Source organism: Pedobacter sp. AJM, assembly GCF_002197755.1.
GTDB lineage: Bacteria > Bacteroidota > Bacteroidia > Sphingobacteriales > Sphingobacteriaceae > Pedobacter.
On sequence record NZ_NHOT01000005.1, the window covers coordinates 181,717 to 198,702 of the forward strand.

15 protein-coding genes are annotated in these 16,986 nt (G+C 41.1%); 5 read left to right on the plus strand and 10 right to left on the minus strand.

Annotated features, from left to right (window positions below; genetic code table 11):
• Nucleotides 1-24: 24 nt before the first annotated feature.
• The 6 genes from CBW18_RS12740 to CBW18_RS12765 all read right to left on the minus strand — a co-directional run bounded on the left by CBW18_RS12740 (nt 25) and on the right by CBW18_RS12765 (nt 8,041).
• Nucleotides 25-1,230, minus strand: coding sequence for a hypothetical protein (locus CBW18_RS12740; RefSeq protein WP_088301716.1), 1,206 nt, complete (start codon nt 1,228-1,230; stop codon nt 25-27).
• Nucleotides 1,227-3,188 (minus strand): AAA family ATPase, encoded by a 1,962-nt coding sequence (locus CBW18_RS12745; protein ID WP_088301717.1) that lies wholly within the window; start codon nt 3,186-3,188, stop codon nt 1,227-1,229. The genes CBW18_RS12740 and CBW18_RS12745 overlap by 4 nt, the downstream gene beginning before the upstream one ends.
• A gap of 124 nt (nt 3,189-3,312) precedes the next feature.
• Nucleotides 3,313-4,041 carry a Qat anti-phage system TatD family nuclease QatD gene (gene qatD / locus CBW18_RS12750; protein ID WP_088301718.1) on the minus strand — a complete coding sequence of 243 codons (729 nt, stop codon included), beginning with the start codon at nt 4,039-4,041 and terminating at the stop codon, nt 3,313-3,315.
• A complete protein-coding gene (qatC, locus tag CBW18_RS12755) occupies nt 4,041-5,360 on the minus strand; it encodes a Qat anti-phage system QueC-like protein QatC (RefSeq protein ID WP_088301719.1) in 1,320 nt (439 codons plus the stop codon). Before qatC ends, qatD begins: the two co-directional genes overlap by 1 nt.
• Nucleotides 5,350-6,162, minus strand: coding sequence for a hypothetical protein (locus CBW18_RS12760; protein ID WP_088301720.1), 813 nt, complete (start codon nt 6,160-6,162; stop codon nt 5,350-5,352). The genes qatC and CBW18_RS12760 overlap by 11 nt, the downstream gene beginning before the upstream one ends.
• A 4-nt stretch (nt 6,163-6,166) precedes the next feature.
• A complete protein-coding gene (locus CBW18_RS12765; protein WP_088301721.1) occupies nt 6,167-8,041 on the minus strand; it encodes a P-loop NTPase fold protein in 1,875 nt (624 codons plus the stop codon).
• Nucleotides 8,042-9,255: 1,214 nt separating this feature from the next.
• On the opposite strand from CBW18_RS12765, the gene CBW18_RS12770 reads away from it, so the two are divergent.
• Both CBW18_RS12770 and CBW18_RS12775 read left to right on the plus strand, forming a co-directional pair.
• Complete coding sequence (locus CBW18_RS12770; RefSeq protein ID WP_088301722.1) at nt 9,256-9,693, plus strand: hypothetical protein; 438 nt, start codon at nt 9,256-9,258, stop codon at nt 9,691-9,693.
• Nucleotides 9,694-9,825: 132 nt separating this feature from the next.
• Complete coding sequence (locus tag CBW18_RS12775) at nt 9,826-10,524, plus strand: endonuclease V (RefSeq protein WP_088301723.1); 699 nt, start codon at nt 9,826-9,828, stop codon at nt 10,522-10,524.
• Here CBW18_RS12775 and hemF read toward each other — a convergent pair.
• The 3 genes from hemF to CBW18_RS12790 all read right to left on the minus strand — a co-directional run bounded on the left by hemF (nt 10,521) and on the right by CBW18_RS12790 (nt 13,049).
• Nucleotides 10,521-11,417: an oxygen-dependent coproporphyrinogen oxidase gene (gene hemF / locus CBW18_RS12780; protein WP_088301724.1), complete on the minus strand. Its 897-nt coding sequence runs from the start codon at nt 11,415-11,417 to the stop codon at nt 10,521-10,523. The genes CBW18_RS12775 and hemF overlap by 4 nt on opposite strands.
• Nucleotides 11,418-11,502: 85 nt before the next feature.
• Nucleotides 11,503-12,735: an MFS transporter gene (locus tag CBW18_RS12785; protein ID WP_088301725.1), complete on the minus strand. Its 1,233-nt coding sequence runs from the start codon at nt 12,733-12,735 to the stop codon at nt 11,503-11,505.
• Nucleotides 12,736-12,836: 101 nt separating this feature from the next.
• Nucleotides 12,837-13,049 carry a coproporphyrinogen III oxidase gene (locus CBW18_RS12790; RefSeq protein WP_088301726.1) on the minus strand — a complete coding sequence of 71 codons (213 nt, stop codon included), beginning with the start codon at nt 13,047-13,049 and terminating at the stop codon, nt 12,837-12,839.
• Nucleotides 13,050-13,422: 373 nt separating this feature from the next.
• On the opposite strand from CBW18_RS12790, the gene CBW18_RS12800 reads away from it, so the two are divergent.
• The 3 genes from CBW18_RS12800 (at nt 13,423) to CBW18_RS12810 (ending at nt 16,151) form a co-directional block, all read left to right on the plus strand.
• On the plus strand, nt 13,423-13,908 hold the full coding sequence (locus CBW18_RS12800) for a PaaI family thioesterase (RefSeq protein ID WP_088301728.1): 486 nt from the start codon (nt 13,423-13,425) through the stop codon (nt 13,906-13,908).
• Between the two features lie 8 nt (nt 13,909-13,916).
• Nucleotides 13,917-14,552 (plus strand): helix-turn-helix domain-containing protein, encoded by a 636-nt coding sequence (locus CBW18_RS12805; protein ID WP_088301834.1) that lies wholly within the window; start codon nt 13,917-13,919, stop codon nt 14,550-14,552.
• Between the two features lie 222 nt (nt 14,553-14,774).
• Entirely contained in the window at nt 14,775-16,151 is a 1,377-nt protein-coding gene (locus CBW18_RS12810) for an MATE family efflux transporter (protein WP_088301729.1), read from the plus strand.
• Between the two features lie 61 nt (nt 16,152-16,212).
• Here the strand turns inward: CBW18_RS12810 and CBW18_RS12815 are convergent, their stop codons facing one another.
• Nucleotides 16,213-16,947 carry a hypothetical protein gene (locus CBW18_RS12815; RefSeq protein WP_088301730.1) on the minus strand — a complete coding sequence of 245 codons (735 nt, stop codon included), beginning with the start codon at nt 16,945-16,947 and terminating at the stop codon, nt 16,213-16,215.
• Nucleotides 16,948-16,986: the final 39 nt, after the last annotated feature.

Sequence of the window (16,986 nt, forward strand, 5' to 3'; positions counted from 1 at the left end):
ATATCGCAACACTATTTTTCGCTATTACTTGCCGGGGCGGGCTGGCAGATCCTGAATAAATTTCAGCAGTTCAGTTTCCTTTAAAAGATCAGCGTGGAATTTGGCCATCGGTCTTTTGTGGAAATCCTTTTTCACCATGAAATTACCGACAAAATGCCGGTAAAGATCATCCTTGGTCGGGTAAAGATAATGGCCGTGCTCACTTTTTCCCTGCCAGTAAGCCTTGATCATCGATTTGGAATGACCGGTCGATTTCATCAACATTTCTGCCGCAATATCAGCATGCCCGGGATAAATATCTGCTATCCTGAAGAGCTTCTGCGTTGCGGTTGCACGCTCGCCCAGGCCTTTTTCCACTCCTTTTTTAAGGGTGAAAGATACCGGAACATCCGTGACACCCTTTGAAAGAAAGTCCCTGACACTTACTCCCGTCGTAAATTCAAAAACATCCTCGTATCCTTCCACATAGGGATGGCAATGTTCATCTATGTCCATTTCCTGCTCCACTTTAAGTGTTGAATTGCAGACAGTACAACTGGGAACAAGATTAAAAAAACTGAGCGCGAGAAAGGGATATCTTGCTTTGGAGTAAAAATGATCGAATTCAGGCCGGATTACCTTTCTTGTGTCTATAGGATCATCTTTGCGGAGCACTGTGGGTATAGGCGGCTGAAAGACAGTAATAGTGTACATCCTGTTACAATAAGGGCAACAGCTCACGCCCAGTTTCCTGGCCAGCTGATAGCCATCCCACCTGTCTTCTGCTCCGCTTTTGCCTATAAACTTATCATAATCCCAGACATATTTTAGTCCGGCAATAAATGGTTGAAAAGATTTTAGGTAAGCTAGTTTCTTCTTGTTACCCAAATCGATATATAGCTTAAATCGTGGGTAAACAAGTGTAATGAGTCTCTTAACACTCTTCAGATCGCCACTCAAGGTTATCTTGAAAAGTTTATCCAATACATCCAATATGTATTGGATATCAGTATGCATAGCCATGTCCGCATAACTTACATTATTAAATTTCAGCGCTTTGGCGACTTTCTCTGAAAACCCGGTAAGCAGCACATCAAAAGCAGCTTCCAGATATGGACTCCTTAAAGCCAGCGCCCGTGCCCCTTCAAAATAAGATACCACCTGCTTGAATCTATCGTAAACCTTTACATTCAAACCATTATAATGCTCTTTTGCCAGCTCTTTTAATGGTAAAAAGGATAAGTCGATCATATTTCCGTATGGTTATTGTTCAAATAAATCTCATATTTTTCCTGTAGTCTGCTCCTGATCCATCCTTCTCCGATCTGGTCGATCACAACGGGGATCTGCTGCTCTGAGATCGGATCATTCACCTTTTCCCCTTCCAACTGATCGAGCAATTTGTAGATGACCTTTTTTGCCAGCAGGCCGATATGTGCACCCTCCAGAAAAAAATTATCCGAAAGCAGTTCATGTATGTTGGCGCCGAAACTCTTATTCAAGGTGGGTATCACAAAAGTCTTGTGCTCGGCTTCAGCACCAGTAACCGGTGACCGTTCATCCCGCCGCCCCTTTCTGATGGATAAAAGGTGATTGGAAGGCATGTCGCTAGCGATAAAAGGGGAATGACTGGTGATGATCAGCTGGATCAGCTTTCCAGGTAAGATCGTAGGCAAAAATCGGTCAATAAAATCAAGAAACTGCACCTGCCATTTCGGATGAAAATACAGATCACCCTCGTCGATAAGCACAAGTAATTTGTTCTGTTCCGCTTTGCTGATCCCCCGTGAATTGGAATCGACGAGCGCATAAAAACGTGAAAACAGGGTGAGCATGCCCAGTTCCCCCGAACTCAGGTCCTGGAAGGTAAAGTTCATGTACTCATCCATCCACACCGTATTGCAGTATTGATCATGTATATCCTTCAAATGCTGATCGGCAAGCGCGTAAAACCCCGTACCGAAAAACCCCTCCCGATAAACAGGTTCCATCAGCCCATCCAATACTTTGAATGCCTTCAAGTGATATGAAAGTGCAGAGTCACCGAGCCCACCTCCAGCCTTTTTATTCACAGCCAATTCAAGACCTGAAGCATAATCAATCAGGCCGTCTAATCCCGCACGCAGATCAGCTGATTTCATTAAATCCAACAACGTGTTAAAAACCTGCTCCTTATAATCATCCAACCCGATGTAAGTGCGCTGCATGATGTCGGAGGTCTGTAAGATGTGCGTGTAGATTAAATAGTTGAAGTAATGCCTGTAAAAAATTCTGCGAGGATCTTTTTCTGCCTTTATTTCCTGACTATCAAGTAATTCCAACCATCGCCTCAGTACTTTAAAAATCTGAGCGGCAGAAACAATGCCCTTGACCGATGTAGGATTGTCATCTATCCTGATCAGCCCCCTTCTTGGCGCATCACTGAAATATACCATAATCCGGTGATCCCTTCGTGTAAATGGTAATAGATCCTTATAAGAGAGAAAGAAGGAAATCCGTCGTGAATCCTCCATGATGGAATGTGCACCAACCTCTGAAAGCCTGTGCATCATAAAATCCCGGCCGTGGGTGCCATGGGGATCATTCACAATGGTCTGCAGGTCTTTCCTGATCAGATAATTTGTGCTGATGTTACTGATGGAATAGCTTTCCTCGTGTTCATTGTCAAAGACATTCGAATAATAGACCACATCCAAAGGCAGGTGAATTTCATCCCATGAAAATTCCTTGATTTCATGCAGGGATACCCTTGAACCATCGAAACTGTTCTCAATATCCTCTTCCACTAATCTCCACTGCTCACTGGCATACACGATAAACTCCGACTCATGTCCAACCCGTTTGCGTAAAAAAATAAGAATGTCCCAGCAGTTGTTCTGCCCGTATTCCATAAAATTGGGATGCCCACTAGCATAGAAGGCCAGGTAATTCAGCAATGTACTCTTTCCTGCACCATTTTCCCCAAGGATAGCTTTTACGTCAATGATGTTTCGGTGAAACAAATCTTCGATCCTGTCTGTGATGGGCGAAATGGAAAGAAGTGGCCGGTCAGTTATCTTATCTGATTCAATCTTCGCAGTGAAATCGATATTTACTACCGAGCTTAGGTTGAACGACTGTTGCCGGATGTTCCTGTACTGGTGAACGTAAGCAAAAACCAAGCCTATTGCATCATCAGTATATCTTGTTGATGGTGAGCGTATAATCATTAATTTATTTTTTGAAGTGACAATTGACCTTTATATAATCAGTTTTTAGTGATGTTTTTTAAACTTAGATTGTCTTGGCTATAATATTCACCAGTTACATACTCATTGTTGTGCTATTGTTCATTTAGCCAAGAATAGACAATAGTCTACGAAAATTCCCCTTAATGCTTCTAGATATCTCTTCTACCGGCATACCCCATATTCCGGACAAGAACTGCTCTACAATCTCAATATCCCACGGCCCTCCTTCATTCCCATTGACAGGAATAAAGGGTCCATCAGATTCTGTAAGTAAAGCAGACCGCGGAATTTTTGATATGATTTTACGTCCGCTTTCTGAATTCGTCATCGCCACATTAACCGAAAAAAAATATCCGGCATTTACAATCTGTTCTATCAGCGATGTAGGTCCTGAATACCAATGAAATATTGCAGACTCGATATTGTTAGCTTTTAGCCTGTCAAGTACCTCCTTTTCTGCCCTACGCGAATGTATACTCAGGATTTTCTTTTTTCCAGATACCGCCATCAATATCTGCTCAAAGCTCTCCAGTTGCAAGTCTTTCGAGGCATAGCCCTGCCGTGAGAAATCAAGCCCGATTTCCCCGATGTAGGAGGTACGGTCAAGGTTACGAAAGAAAAGATCCATCTCCCTATTATGATGTTCAGCATAGAGGGGATGCATTCCGAGCGATAGCCGGATCTTTTTAAAAGGCTGCACGTGAGGATACCCCAGTTCAAAGTGACTGGGCAAACTGCTCATCGCAATCACCGTGATACCTTCACCCTCACATCGTTTCAGTACCGCATTTGGATCGGCATACATATCAATATGGCAGTGTGTATCAATCATTAAATTCCAGCTCTGGTTTTCGCATCGGGACTTCCGATCTGCGAAAATAAAGCTTTTAATTCAGATCTTGTGCGCTCGACCAACGCTACATAGGGCCCAAGTTTCAAAATGTCAGATACTCCGTTGATGATCAGCTCCTGTTTAATTTCTTTCGGGCTTAAGTCATGTTTGAGAAAGGCAAGGCAGGCTGCAATATCCTGACCTTTCTTTACGTAGAAGTTAAGGTCACTGATCCGGTCTCCATAGTCTGCATCCTTATCGGCACTTATCTGTATCAGGGCAGCCCTTCTGTAGATACAGGGCATGCATGCGCCACAATGTTTGGCATCAGGGTTCCACTTCCTCATATCGTGCCGGCGTTTTCCGCAAGAATTTGACTTTAAAAGCGTATTGATTTCCGGGTTATACGGAGCAAGCGAGCTAACCATTTCTCCTTTCGTGCTGAACTCAAAAGGATTACTAAGCTGGGTCTGAATCCCTAACCCCTGAAAGAGTACATTCACACCGTCGATCACCTTTGGGTGCGTCGTGCGGGTGCTACAGGCACTTCGCCTTGAAGGGCTCAAAGGATAGTTCAAAGAAACGCTCCCATTTTCCGGAACTATCAGGCTCTTGCCCAATGCATCTGAAACCATACCGCCCAAGCCAATAAACAGGATAGACCGGGACCTGAACGTAGTTTCCCGTTTTTTGTTCTGTTTTTCAAGCTCCACCTTGACAGATGGCACCGATAAAAGCCTTCCTGCATATTTGCTGTTCAAATCATCAAGCAGCTCCTTCTGATCCCCCTTTGGCCCCTTCATTTGGGGATCATAGTGGGACACGACTACGAGTTTATGTCCAGCATTTTCCTCCAAATATTTTATCGCACCGATAAGAGAATCAAGTCCTCCCGAAAACAGATTAACCTGCCCCAGCCCATCATTAAACCTATCCTCGAGATCAGCGGCAGGCAGGGTAATCTCACCTTGTTGAAAATCGACTTCCCAATAGTCTCCGGTTAAAAATGACAGCAGTGAAGATAACTCCACTTTGAATGGTTTCCATAACGCCGGATCCCGGACAGGAAAAACCACGTTTAGTTCGCGAGACCAACCATCCACAGAGTTGGCCCTGCGCAGCACAAAGCGGTCAATACCATAAACTGCCGCAGAAATCATAAAGAAATCAACGGCCTGTTTGGAGGCCTTGCCTGCAAAAGGCAGCAGATCCGAGAAATTGCATTTTACAGTTGAACTGCCATAATCGCCACCGTCTAAATTTATTTTCAACTGGCCGGCATCATAAGCTGCCGCTCCTACAAGTATATTAATTTTCATGTGCAATTATTTTTAGAATTGATTCAAATGTCTGCTCAATAAATGTTTTCCCTTCCTCGCCACGCCAGTCAACAGCACTCAATTTTTTATCTTGTCCAAGTAACTTCACCTGCCCCAGGATATCGTCTTTAATCACCTGAAAGGTTTCAAAACTTACCTGCTCACCTTTCAGTTGGGTAATTTTCTCCTGAAAACGCTGGGCTAGATGTTCATAAATATAATAGCCCCAGAAAACACAAAGCAGATCTGTCAACCCTTCTCCGGCCGCTGCCTGCTTGATATAATCTTCGAAGGCCTTAAGGTCATTTCCAGTCTGAGCGATGATATGCTCCGTTACCTCAGCAAAAGCCTTGTTGGCAGCGGTTTCATCCATCCCCGCATCACCCGATGAGCAGTAAATCAGTAGGAAATCTATCACAGACTCCACGCTCATTCCAGCGATCTCGATTTCCAGCTCTGTTAGTACCTGCTCAAGGCCCCGCTCCGCTACATCAGTAAAAACAGAAAGAAATTTTCCCGCCGTCCTTAAGCCCGCTTTTCCAATGGAAGTAGACCTACCCTTACTGATATCCGCGGAACCTCCTCCGGTCTTGACCAGGTTCTTCAATGCCCCTCGCAGGTTATTATCCCTTCTATCGATCAAACGCCGTTGGGCTTCCCCGTCGTCCTGTACATTATCGGCATCTTCATCTTCTCGCTGATCTTCCTCCACTGCATTTGCCACCCTGGTAATTGCATTATTTAACGCACCCCAGTTCGGTTGATGCGGAACGCCCGGAATAATTCTTTGTGTGGTTCCCATATAGCTATTTTTGGTTTAATGCATTGTATATGCTTGTACCTTTTTTAAAGGCCTTTATTACATTTTTTATTTCAGGATTCTTTCGCTCTGCTATTTGAAATTCACTTCTCAAACTAAAAGGAATTACGTTTTGGTCAATCCTGGGCAGGATAGCTTTATAGACCTGATCCGCCTGCGGTACCGAGACTGCCATCATTTCAATAAAAACCTTATGGATCTTGCTGTTTTCAGGATGTTTGATCAGCGCTTTTTCCAATAATTGCAATACAATTTCGGTTTCTGCCCCATTCAGGCGGTCTTTGACCTCATCTTTAACCAATTTCTCCACCACACTACCAGCAGGATATTCCAAAAGCGATTTGACGAGGTTTCTGAGGTGAACGGGAACTAAGGACGCCCCACTAAGCGATGATTCCAGCTTATCCCGTGAAATCCAGTAGTAGTCCCGAAGATCCACCCCCGTTAGTCTTGGGCTCACAGCGAGCCATCTAATGATACTTTCTTCGCTCCAATCTTTAAAACGGGTCTTGATCGTCTCCAGATCCTTTTCATCCGCAAGTTCTTCTAAATCCACGATCTCAGAAGGTTCCCCGTTCTTCCCTGCCTGCCACTCGTAAAGTTGCCTAAAGAGTGGAGGTGCAGCATACTCGAGAACCATCAGTTTAGCCAATACATCCTGTTTAAAATCACCAAGTTTGGCAATCTTCACCAACCGGTTCCGTAGCGTATAGGTATTGAGAAACCTCTTAATCTGCCTTGGATTGCCATTAAGACCTTCAGTTATAATGGGTGCGAGGGAAGCAATCAACGATAGGTTTCCCTGCAATTTCTCCTTTTCTTCATCGGTAACCATGGCCTCGATATCTGCAAACCCAAATACACTGTAGCGGTTCTGTTCCCTGTGCTTAGCAAAACTGGTATGCACATTTTCAAAGCTAACATCCAGGTACAGTTTGCAAAAAAGCAATGTCATGTAAGTCTCGACTTCACTATCTGAAAGCCTTGGCAGGTTGTAAGGGATCTGGATCAGCTTCTCCAGATAGTCATTTACGATCCGCTTATTCTGGGTGGCCTTGTCGCCTGCATTTTCAATCGCATTTGTTTTGTAACGGTGTTCTATCGCATGCCTTACAATCCTTGGGTCAGCTCCTATCACAAAGGCCGTATTCTTGACGTTAAGGAAAAGCTTGATCGCCTCCAGGTTCTCTATGATCCTTTCGGGACTGCATCGGTCCAGATCATCAATGATAACAACCAGTTTTTTGATACCGGATTTATCAATCATATCCTCGAATTCATCCCTGAATTCCCTCACCAGTTTACTTTCCTCTTCCGGTGATTCCTTAATAATTCCTTTAATAAAATCTTCAGCACCATCACCTGATAGCTTTGCAGCCAGTTCGGTTCCATTTATACCAGCAAGTTTTGAAACCAGGTGTGGAATCAGCGATGTACCGCCGGAGAGAAGGGCCGCTGCTCCCGGTACGATGACGTTCTTGAAGCCCAGGCTTGCCACCCTCATCCAGTCTACTGAGCGCAAAAGACCTCTGGCCTTATCCTTAATTTTGTTACCCAGGGTCTTGTGTTTTTCAAAACGTTCAATGATGGTCTGCAATAATGCAGCCTTTGCATCATCATAACCTTCGAATATCCAGCCATTAAAGTACAGCACTAGGGTTTCATCCAAAAGGTCATCTTCGTCCTTCCCGGAAAGGGACTCGGAAATAATTTTGAGTATGCTGGACTTCCCGCTACCCCAATCACCAAAAACACCTATTGTCACCGGAAGTACGCTATCATCCTTAATTACATCGATCAAAAGATCTGCATGCACCTTGAACCCTAATAAATCCTCTGAAGTTTCATTATCTGACCACATAATGGTTATGTTAAATTTAAGCTGTTGTTATTTTTCTTTTGTGACCTATCCTTCCAGTATCTTTGGAATGCAATATCCCTGTTGTTCGCCCCTAAATTGATCCACAGGTAATGGACTGCATAGTTTCAATCTTGATAGGATGAATAATACACAGGGAGTTGTCTTGGAAAGGACCATTGTTGAGTTCGTTAATTAAATAGTTTGTGAATATATCGGTATCCAAACGGCCGTTCTTACGGTTTCCCGTATACCATGAAATCTATATAATAGATACTCTAGGTCTTAGCACATTCTAAAGTATCAAAAAAGACAACCAATATTCACAATTACACGCTGACAGCCATAAATTACTCATTAATGAGTAGCAGCACCAGATTTACCCTCATGGGCCTTCCGATTATTCTCCTGAAATTTTCCAGGGCTCATGCCCCTTGCGCTTTTGAAATAGGTTGAAAAATAACTCAGCTTGGAAAAGCCCGGTTTATAGGCCACATCCTTCAATGCATCTAGGATTTCACCAGCAATACTTCCACCCCCATCATCATCCTGTCCATGACCACCCCGAACACGCCTTTCCCAAAGGTCATTTTGATCAGACCATTCAGGTTGCTTGAGCGCATGCCTAGCTTCTTGGAATAAAACATTATTTATTGTGATCCTAATAATTTTTACAAAAAAATATAATGCTCTTGATTGATAAATAGTTATTTATTGCTAAAAAAAGAAACATTCATAAATGTTATTTCCTTATTATGAACTATTGCCAAACAAAAATATTGGCATATAATTTTTCATTATTTGCTTTATTAACATTGTTTATTATCAATTTATCACATTTTTTTTTTAGACACTTTTTTATGGCTTGATAATAAAATTTAGTCATAAAATAACTTCTTTATGTGCTTAATTGCACTTAGACACGCAGCTTTTTTTTAGATATTTGTCACATTTTGTTTTAGACAACTGTAGTTCATTTGATCGTGAACTATAGCCTTACAAATAATGCTAATTAAAAAAATAACTTTTTGGCCGCCACAATTTGTTTTAGACAATTGTCACAATTTGTTTTAAACAATACACTTTGTCTGTTCGAACATCATCACTTCTTTAAACTAAACATACTTCAAGGTCTTTTATTAATACTTTAATAATCCTGGATTAATAGATAAAAAGATTTTTTTTATGATCTTTATGATAAACTAAAACCATTTATTATGAAAAAGATCATTTCAATCTGCATGCTGGTATTATGTATGGTTTCCTTAACCACTTACGCTACACCAGAAGTACCAAAACCAGTTAGCACTACTAAAGCTAAAGTAACCACTTACAACATCCGTTTAGGCTACAGAAATCTTGATGGCAGCTTAACCACTTCAGTATCCACAGAATCGCCAGGATTTACTGCTTATAACCAGGAAAGTGGTGATGAGTATTATGGTGAAAATGGACCTTCTTCATTCGGAACATTTTTACCTTATCAATTGCCGGGAATAATGACTGGTTTACCTGAGGGAACCTATGAGTTCTCAGCTGAACGTGGCCAAGGAAACTGGACGGGTTATGGATCTGTCACTGTAACCTTATCTCCGGAAATGATTGGCGCCGATGGTTATGTAACCGTTTATGTTCCAATTGCCTGGGTAGAATAAAATTCCGTGATTTAGTTTATCACTGAGCAGTCTTAATATTTAAAGCTGCTCAGTGATAAACATTCCGACACTTTCCGTACGCAATGTTAGCAGATTTGTACAACCAAATACTTCATTTTTTGTTGTGCTAACATGTATGATCATTTCACCTTTCCTGAAGCTGATGCTTTACAGATCGCCTTATCCAGGCAACTTATTTTTAAACCTCTTCAAGCCATTCATACCATTGCCGGTGCTGATATTTCTTTTGATAAAGGCAGTTCAACCATGTATGCCGGAATAGTCATTTTAAGTTTCCCGGGAATGGTGATTCAATCATACGCACTCGAAACCTATGAAACTACCTTTCCTTATCAACCTGGATATTTGGGTTTTAAAGAAGTACCTGCGCTCTTAAAAGTATGGGATTTGATTCCGGTAAAACCTGATGTTGTGGTGCTGGATGGTAATGGCATTCTGCATCCCAGGCGAATGGGTGTTGCCTCGCATTTTGGCGTGATGACCAGTCAACCCACCATTGGCTGTGCCAAGAGTATTTTATATGGCGACAACCATTTACCGGAAAGATCTAAGTTCAGTACGGCAGAAATTAAAAGTCATGGTGAATTATTGGGCTATGCTTTAAGAACCAAAGACAATAACAAACCGGTTTATATCTCTGCAGGGCATTTAATTACCAATGAACAGGCTTTGGCCGTAATTAAAAAATGTATTGGAAATTACAGAATACCAGAACCAACCCGGTTGATTCATGATATTGTAAACGATTTCAGGACAGGTAAATTAAAGGCTGGCTATCATATTCAACACCAGCCCCTTACCCTGTTTTAAATCCAGTTGATGCCTTTTTTGAGCAACTGTAAAGTTTGATACTCTTCAGAGCCAGCTTCTGGCTGAATATTATATCCCCAATTGGCCTGTGGTGGTAAACTCATTAAAATCGATTCAATTCTGCCATTGGTTTCTAAACCAAATTTAGTTCCTGAATCATACACCAGGTTAAATTCCACATACCGGCTTCTTCGTTGATACTGCCATTCCTTTTGAATATCCGTAAATTCCTTATCACGGTTCCGTTCCAGCAACTCGGTATAGATAGGTAGAAAAGTTTCACCAATATTAGCAGAGAAATCTAAAATTCCATTCCAGGATAAGTTTGTATTTTCGGGCTTTAGTCTATCGTAAAAAATGCCACCAATACCGCGTGTTTCTTCCCGGTGTTTGATAAAAAAATAATTGTCGGCCTGTTCTTTAAATTTTGGATAAAACTCAGGATTAAATTCATCACAGGCATTTTTCAATTTATGATGGAAAAACCGTGCATCATTTTCGAACACATAATGAGGTGTCAAATCTATTCCGCCACCAAACCAGCGGGTTTCTTCATTGAGTTCAAAATAACGGATATTCATGTGGATAATGGGAACCAGCGGATGATTGGGATGAATCACAATGGAAACTCCTGTGGCAAAAAAATCATCTTCCGTTACTTTAAAAGCCTTTTTTATCGGTTCAGGTAATTTGCCGTGAACAGCCGAAAAGTTTACGCCACCTTTTTCAATGATAGAGCCATTTTGCATGATCCGGGTACGGCCACCTCCCCCACCATTTCGCTCCCATAATTCCTCTTCAAATTTTCCTTTGCCATCTGCCATCTCTAATCCTTTGCAAATTTCATCCTGAATCTGCCTATAACGCGATGCTACCTCTTCTTTAAATATCATGATCGTATTTACCTTTACTACAAACTTAAGGCTATTCAGTCAGTGATATTGATTTATCTGCAGATAGTACATTTTATTGACACAGTTATTCTTCCAGGTAATTCAAATCTTTATCAAAGCTTTCTTTCAGAGATGCGACAGAAATCATCGCAACAATAGTAACCATTCCCATGACGATAAATCCTGCCGTCACGATACTGTATTGATGAACAAAAAATTCAAAAATCAAGGTAATGGGTATTAAAGCACCACGTACAAAATTGGGTGCGGTAGTGGTTACGGTAGAACGGATATTGGTACCAAACTGCTCAGCAGCAATGGTGACGAAAGTGGCCCAGTAACCCACCGCAAAGCCCATAACCAGACAAATGAGAATGAAGCTGCTTTCTGTTAGATTATTGCTGGTGAGGTAAATTAGAACAGCAACCACAGATAAGCTTTGAAAAATAAGCACTGTTTTTTTGCGTGATCTGAGCATCTGAGCCAGGAAACCACACACCACATCCCCTATGGCAATCCCAAAATAAGTATACATAATGCCCGTACCTGCATTCAGCACTTCTTTAGCCCCCAATGCCTTACCAATTTCTGGTGATTGTGTCACAAGGATCCCCACAATAAACCAAAGCGGTAAACCCAGGCAGATACAGGCCAGGTATTTCAGAAACCTTTTCCGGTCTGAAAACAACATGAAGAAATTTCCCTTTGAAACATGTGCAGATTGCTCTGCATGTTTGAACATTCCTGATTCAAATGTTCCGACACGAAGAAGCAGCAGTAATAAACCCATACCACCACCCACGAAATAAGAAGTTTGCCAGGTAAAGTGCTTACCGATAGTAGCGGCAGCGGCAGCCCCTAATAAGCCAATTCCGGCAACCACCATGGTGCCATATCCACGCTTTTCCTTATCCATGGTTTCAGTAACCAAAGTAATCCCGGCACCCAGTTCACCTGCCAGGCCAATACCTGCAACAAATCTGATCATGGCGTAGGTGTCCACATCTGTGGCAAAACCATTCGCAATGTTGGCCAGAGAATACATCAAGATGGAACCAAATAACACTTTAATCCGGCCAAATTTATCTCCGATAATGCCCCATAATAATCCACCGAGAAGCAAACCAAACATCTGCATATTGATGACATACTCGCCATCAGTTCGCATGTGTTCTGGTGAAACACCAATATCTGAAAAGCTTTTTAGCCTGACTACTGAAAATAAAACGAGATCATAGATATCAACAAAATAACCCAGGGCGGCTACTATAACCAGGAAGATAACATTTCGGTTGTTTGATTTGGTTTGGGAATCCATTTAGCTATTTGGTTTAATTGCTGAAAGTACAAATTAGGCCAAATAAAAAAAACAGAAATTAAAAATAAAAGCCATCCGATTTGGGATGGCTTTTATCTCTCCTACATTGGAGGTGTTTTTGTTGTTGTATCCGGTGGTGTTGTTTTAGAAGTATCCGGAGGTGTAGTTGTTTTTGTTGTATCCATTGGAGTCGTTGTAGTTGAATCCATCTTTGTACTGTCTGAAGAACCAGCCATGTTTTTAGACGAATTGCATGCTGAAGTGGCAATCATGATCGTACCAGCAAAAGCAAGACTTAAGATTATTTTTTTCATAGTTTCTTATTGTTATCTGTAATCTCTAACAATGATGTTACCATTTGGTTTTATTTTTTGGCTCAAAATAGTTATATTTTTTTTCAAAAAACTGTATATCAATATTTTAAATCAATTAAAATCTCGATTTTTTGAGTGTAAAACATACACTAATACACTTATTTTTATCGTAAAACGGTATCTAAAACAAGATTGTTACCTTAAAAAATTACCTCTAAGGCAATAATTATTTTACTGATATTAAAATTCCTCCTGTCTGATGAATCCCTGTTAAAATAAATAATTACAGCTGTTTAATCAAGCAAATAAAATATGACTAAAACATCACCTGAAAACTTTAAAAGGTGATAAAACTTTCTGATATTAGTGATATATGATAATTTCTCCAAACACCCTTAAATGGGTAATGCGCCTTTATCCACCATTGTTCTTTCAACGCATTTGGGTTCAGAAATTCGGAGATGACTTTAGAAGCTGTACGGTAAAAATTAATAAGAGTTTTCTGAATAAAAACTATAATGGCTCTATTTTTGGCGGAACCATTTACGCTGCTACAGATCCTTTTTACGCCTTGTTATTTGATCAGCTGATGCAACGCAAAGGATTTAAAGTCAGGGTATGGTTAAAAAGCGCCTCCATCCATTACCTGAAACCTGGCCGATCTCAATTATATTTCACCATTGAAATTACCGATGATATGCTTGCCGAAGCAGAGCAGGCTTTAAGAACAGCAGGTAAGTTTATAAAAGCTTACCCGATGGAAATTACCAATAAAAAAGGTGAGTTATGTGCCACCGTAATGAATGAAGTTTATATCCGAAACCTGCATCAGGGCGAATGGCCTACCGTTGCTTATTAATTGATGATATGCCGAGCATTAAAAGTTTGATTTTTCAGGGTGAGGGCGTTCAGCTCGACTTTAAAAAAACCATTACCAATACAGAAAAAATTGCAAAAAGCCTGGTTGCATTTGCAAACAACAGAGGGGGGCAACTTCTTATTGGTGTAGCCGATGATGGTCGCATTAAAGGAGTAAAGTCAGAAGAAGAGGAAAAATATATGATCTTAACTGCTGCACACCAGTTATGTAAACCGGCAATAGAGCCCTCCTTTGAAGAAATCTATGTGGATGATAAGCTGGTTCTGGTGGTAAACATCCCCGAAAGCGATACCAAACCTCATTATGCTCTTGATGACCAGAAAAAGTGGTGGGCCTACATCCGCATTGATGATAAAAGTGTACTCGCCAGCAAGATCATTGTGGAGGTTTTAAAGAATAGCCATAAAGACAAGGGGGTGCTGATCTCCTATTCAGATAATGAAAAAAAACTGCTGGAATACTTAGACAGCAAAGAAAGAATTACCCTCAAAGAACTGAGTAAATTATTGCGTTGTTCTTACCGGAAGGCACAAAAAATACTTGTCGACCTGATTATTACGAACGTGATTAAGATCCATACGACTGAAAAAGAAGAGTATTTTACGGCGGTGAAATCAGTGTAGTTTTGAACAGTTAATCTATCTCCGTCATTGCTGAGGTGGCTTTTTCAGCCAACTAAGCAATCTGTTTTCATGATAAAGATTGCTTCACACCATCGCTCAGCCCTAAACTTCGGTTCGCCATGATGGTTTACGATGAATTGCTATTGCTTTTGACGACTCACCTGAATTAAAATTTATTTTACCTGCTTTGATTGAGATTTAAAAACCCGACCTTTGCGAACGATGTTTTCTAAAATCTACGCCAAATACAAGCCATATTATAAAGAAAATCTGCTTTTAGCCCTGCCAATTGTGGGTTCACAAGTCGGACATACTTTGGTTCATATGGCTGATAGTGTAATTGTTGGTCATTTTACAGATACCACTCAGCTGGCATCCGTTTCATTGGTGAATAGTATTTTTATATTGATCATGGTAATTGGGTTAGGGATTTCCTATGGTTTAACGCCTTTAATTGCGCAGGAAAACGGCCGGCAAAATCATGAAGAATGTGGGAAGCTATTATCCAACAGTTTAATTATTAATATTATTATAGGTATTTTCCTGTATGCTTTGGTCCATTTTGGTGTGTTATTGGTCATTGACCACTTAGACCAAACGCCTGCCGTTGTGGCCTATGCTAAACCTTATTTAGGCTTACTTTCAGCATCTATTGTACCTTTGCTGGTCTTTCAGACCTTTAAACAATTTGCAGAAGGTTTGGGATTTACCAAGCAGGCCATGTTTGTCTCCATTTGGGGAAACCTGTTAAATATTACCCTCGGAATTATTTTTGTAAAAGGCATGTTCGGCATTAAACCAATGGGTGTAAGTGGCGTTGGCTTAAGTACTTTAATTGACAGAAGTTTAATGGCTACAGTTATGGCTATTTATGTTTTAAGGTCAAAGCATTTTAAAAAATACCTGGCTAGCTTCAAAGCCACTTTCATTGATAAAATCAGAGCCGGAAAAATCATAAAAATCGGTGCGCCGGTGGCGATGCAATATTCTTTCGAAATCAGTGCATTCAGTGGTGCAGCTATTCTGATTGGTACCATCGGTGCCGTAGAACAGGCTGCACACCAGATTGCCATTGGTTTGGCCGCAATGACTTATATGATGGCCAGCGGGATAGCTTCTGCAGCCACCATTAAAACCGGAAACAACTTTGGTAAAAACAACTTTGCTGATTTACGTAAATCAGCCATAGCCAGTTATCATGTAATCCTACTTTTCATGTCATGCACTGCCATTATCTTTATGCTGGCCAACAACCTGATGCCTTTTATTTATACCAGTGATTTAAAAGTAGTGGCTATTGCCTCGCAATTACTGATCATTGCAGGCTTTTTTCAGCTGTTTGATGGTACGCAGGTAGTAGGCTTAGGTGTACTGCGGGGAATTGGAGACGTCAATATGCCAACCTTCATTACTTTTCTGGCCTATTGGGTAGTGGGAATACCTGTGGGTTACCTCTTAGGCTTCTATTTTGGCTTAGGCGTAAATGGCATCTGGTACGGATTAACGTTAGGTTTATTAACAGCTTCTATCCTATTGTTCTTAAGATTTCAGAATAAAACCAAATCCCTGAGCATGAAACCAGAACCTTTCTCATCATAAGGATCATATTTAGATCAGCTGCCAGTTCAGGTTAGGCAGCTGATCTGCAAGATGTTTAGTATTATTTTCCACCTACATTCACCACGACACCAATAGTGAAGATAGAATTACCGGCCGACATGTATTTACGGCTTTTCAAGCCGATATTACTGCTGGTGGTATATTGAAGCTGAACCACCTTACTCAGTGCCATCCTGGTAAAGAAAATCGGTTCAAAGAAAATGTTATCTTCCTTAGGCTGCACCACACCATTCAGAAAAAAACGATCCATTCTCACATGGCTTATGCGCAATGCTGTTCCATAGTTAATGGGGAAATCTGTACCGAATAAGCGGAGATTATTTTTCTTTTTTGAACTATAATTGACCTGCAAAAAGGATTTTCTGTAATCAACCTCCTGCAGTTCACTGCTAATCAGTACATCGTTTTTATAATCCCTGTAGGTGATATCACTCCAGCCCTTTCCTACGCCACCATAAATTTCAATGATCCTGTTGTTGTCTGGCCCAAAAGTATCATAATAACCACCGCCAATTTCAATAAGCTTATGGCCAAAATCTTTACTCCGGCGATCGTTGTTCATGGCAGAACCGCTAAAAAGTACCCCAATATGATTGGATACTGCATAGGCCCCGTTGATGCTGGCATTTCCTTTTAAGGAGATATGTCCGCCGCCACTAAATTCACCCTGTTTACTTAACATCGGGGTATTGGGCACATTCGGCATGTAGACAGAAGAACAACTAGCAGCAAAAAGCGCCAGTATTGGAAGGATAAAACGTAAATATGTAAGCATAGATCTTTTAATAAACAGATTTTTCAGGCAAAAATTGTG

Coding starts and splice junctions, on each gene's coding strand:
- CBW18_RS12765 (WP_088301721.1), bottom strand. CDS start 8,041: ATGTGGTCAGATAATGAAACTTCAGAGGATTTATTAGGGTTCAAGGTG.
- CBW18_RS12810 (WP_088301729.1), top strand. CDS start 14,775: ATGTTTTCTAAAATCTACGCCAAATACAAGCCATATTATAAAGAAAAT.
- CBW18_RS12770 (WP_088301722.1), top strand. CDS start 9,256: ATGAAAAAGATCATTTCAATCTGCATGCTGGTATTATGTATGGTTTCC.
- CBW18_RS12815 (WP_088301730.1), bottom strand. CDS start 16,947: ATGCTTACATATTTACGTTTTATCCTTCCAATACTGGCGCTTTTTGCT.
- CBW18_RS12760 (WP_088301720.1), bottom strand. CDS start 6,162: ATGGGAACCACACAAAGAATTATTCCGGGCGTTCCGCATCAACCGAAC.
- CBW18_RS12805 (WP_088301834.1), top strand. CDS start 13,917: ATGCCGAGCATTAAAAGTTTGATTTTTCAGGGTGAGGGCGTTCAGCTC.
- CBW18_RS12745 (WP_088301717.1), bottom strand. CDS start 3,188: ATGATTATACGCTCACCATCAACAAGATATACTGATGATGCAATAGGC.
- qatC (WP_088301719.1), bottom strand. CDS start 5,360: ATGAAAATTAATATACTTGTAGGAGCGGCAGCTTATGATGCCGGCCAG.
- CBW18_RS12800 (WP_088301728.1), top strand. CDS start 13,423: ATGATAATTTCTCCAAACACCCTTAAATGGGTAATGCGCCTTTATCCA.
- qatD (WP_088301718.1), bottom strand. CDS start 4,041: ATGATTGATACACACTGCCATATTGATATGTATGCCGATCCAAATGCG.
- CBW18_RS12740 (WP_088301716.1), bottom strand. CDS start 1,230: ATGATCGACTTATCCTTTTTACCATTAAAAGAGCTGGCAAAAGAGCAT.
- CBW18_RS12775 (WP_088301723.1), top strand. CDS start 9,826: ATGTATGATCATTTCACCTTTCCTGAAGCTGATGCTTTACAGATCGCC.
- hemF (WP_088301724.1), bottom strand. CDS start 11,417: ATGATATTTAAAGAAGAGGTAGCATCGCGTTATAGGCAGATTCAGGAT.
- CBW18_RS12785 (WP_088301725.1), bottom strand. CDS start 12,735: ATGGATTCCCAAACCAAATCAAACAACCGAAATGTTATCTTCCTGGTT.
- CBW18_RS12790 (WP_088301726.1), bottom strand. CDS start 13,049: ATGAAAAAAATAATCTTAAGTCTTGCTTTTGCTGGTACGATCATGATT.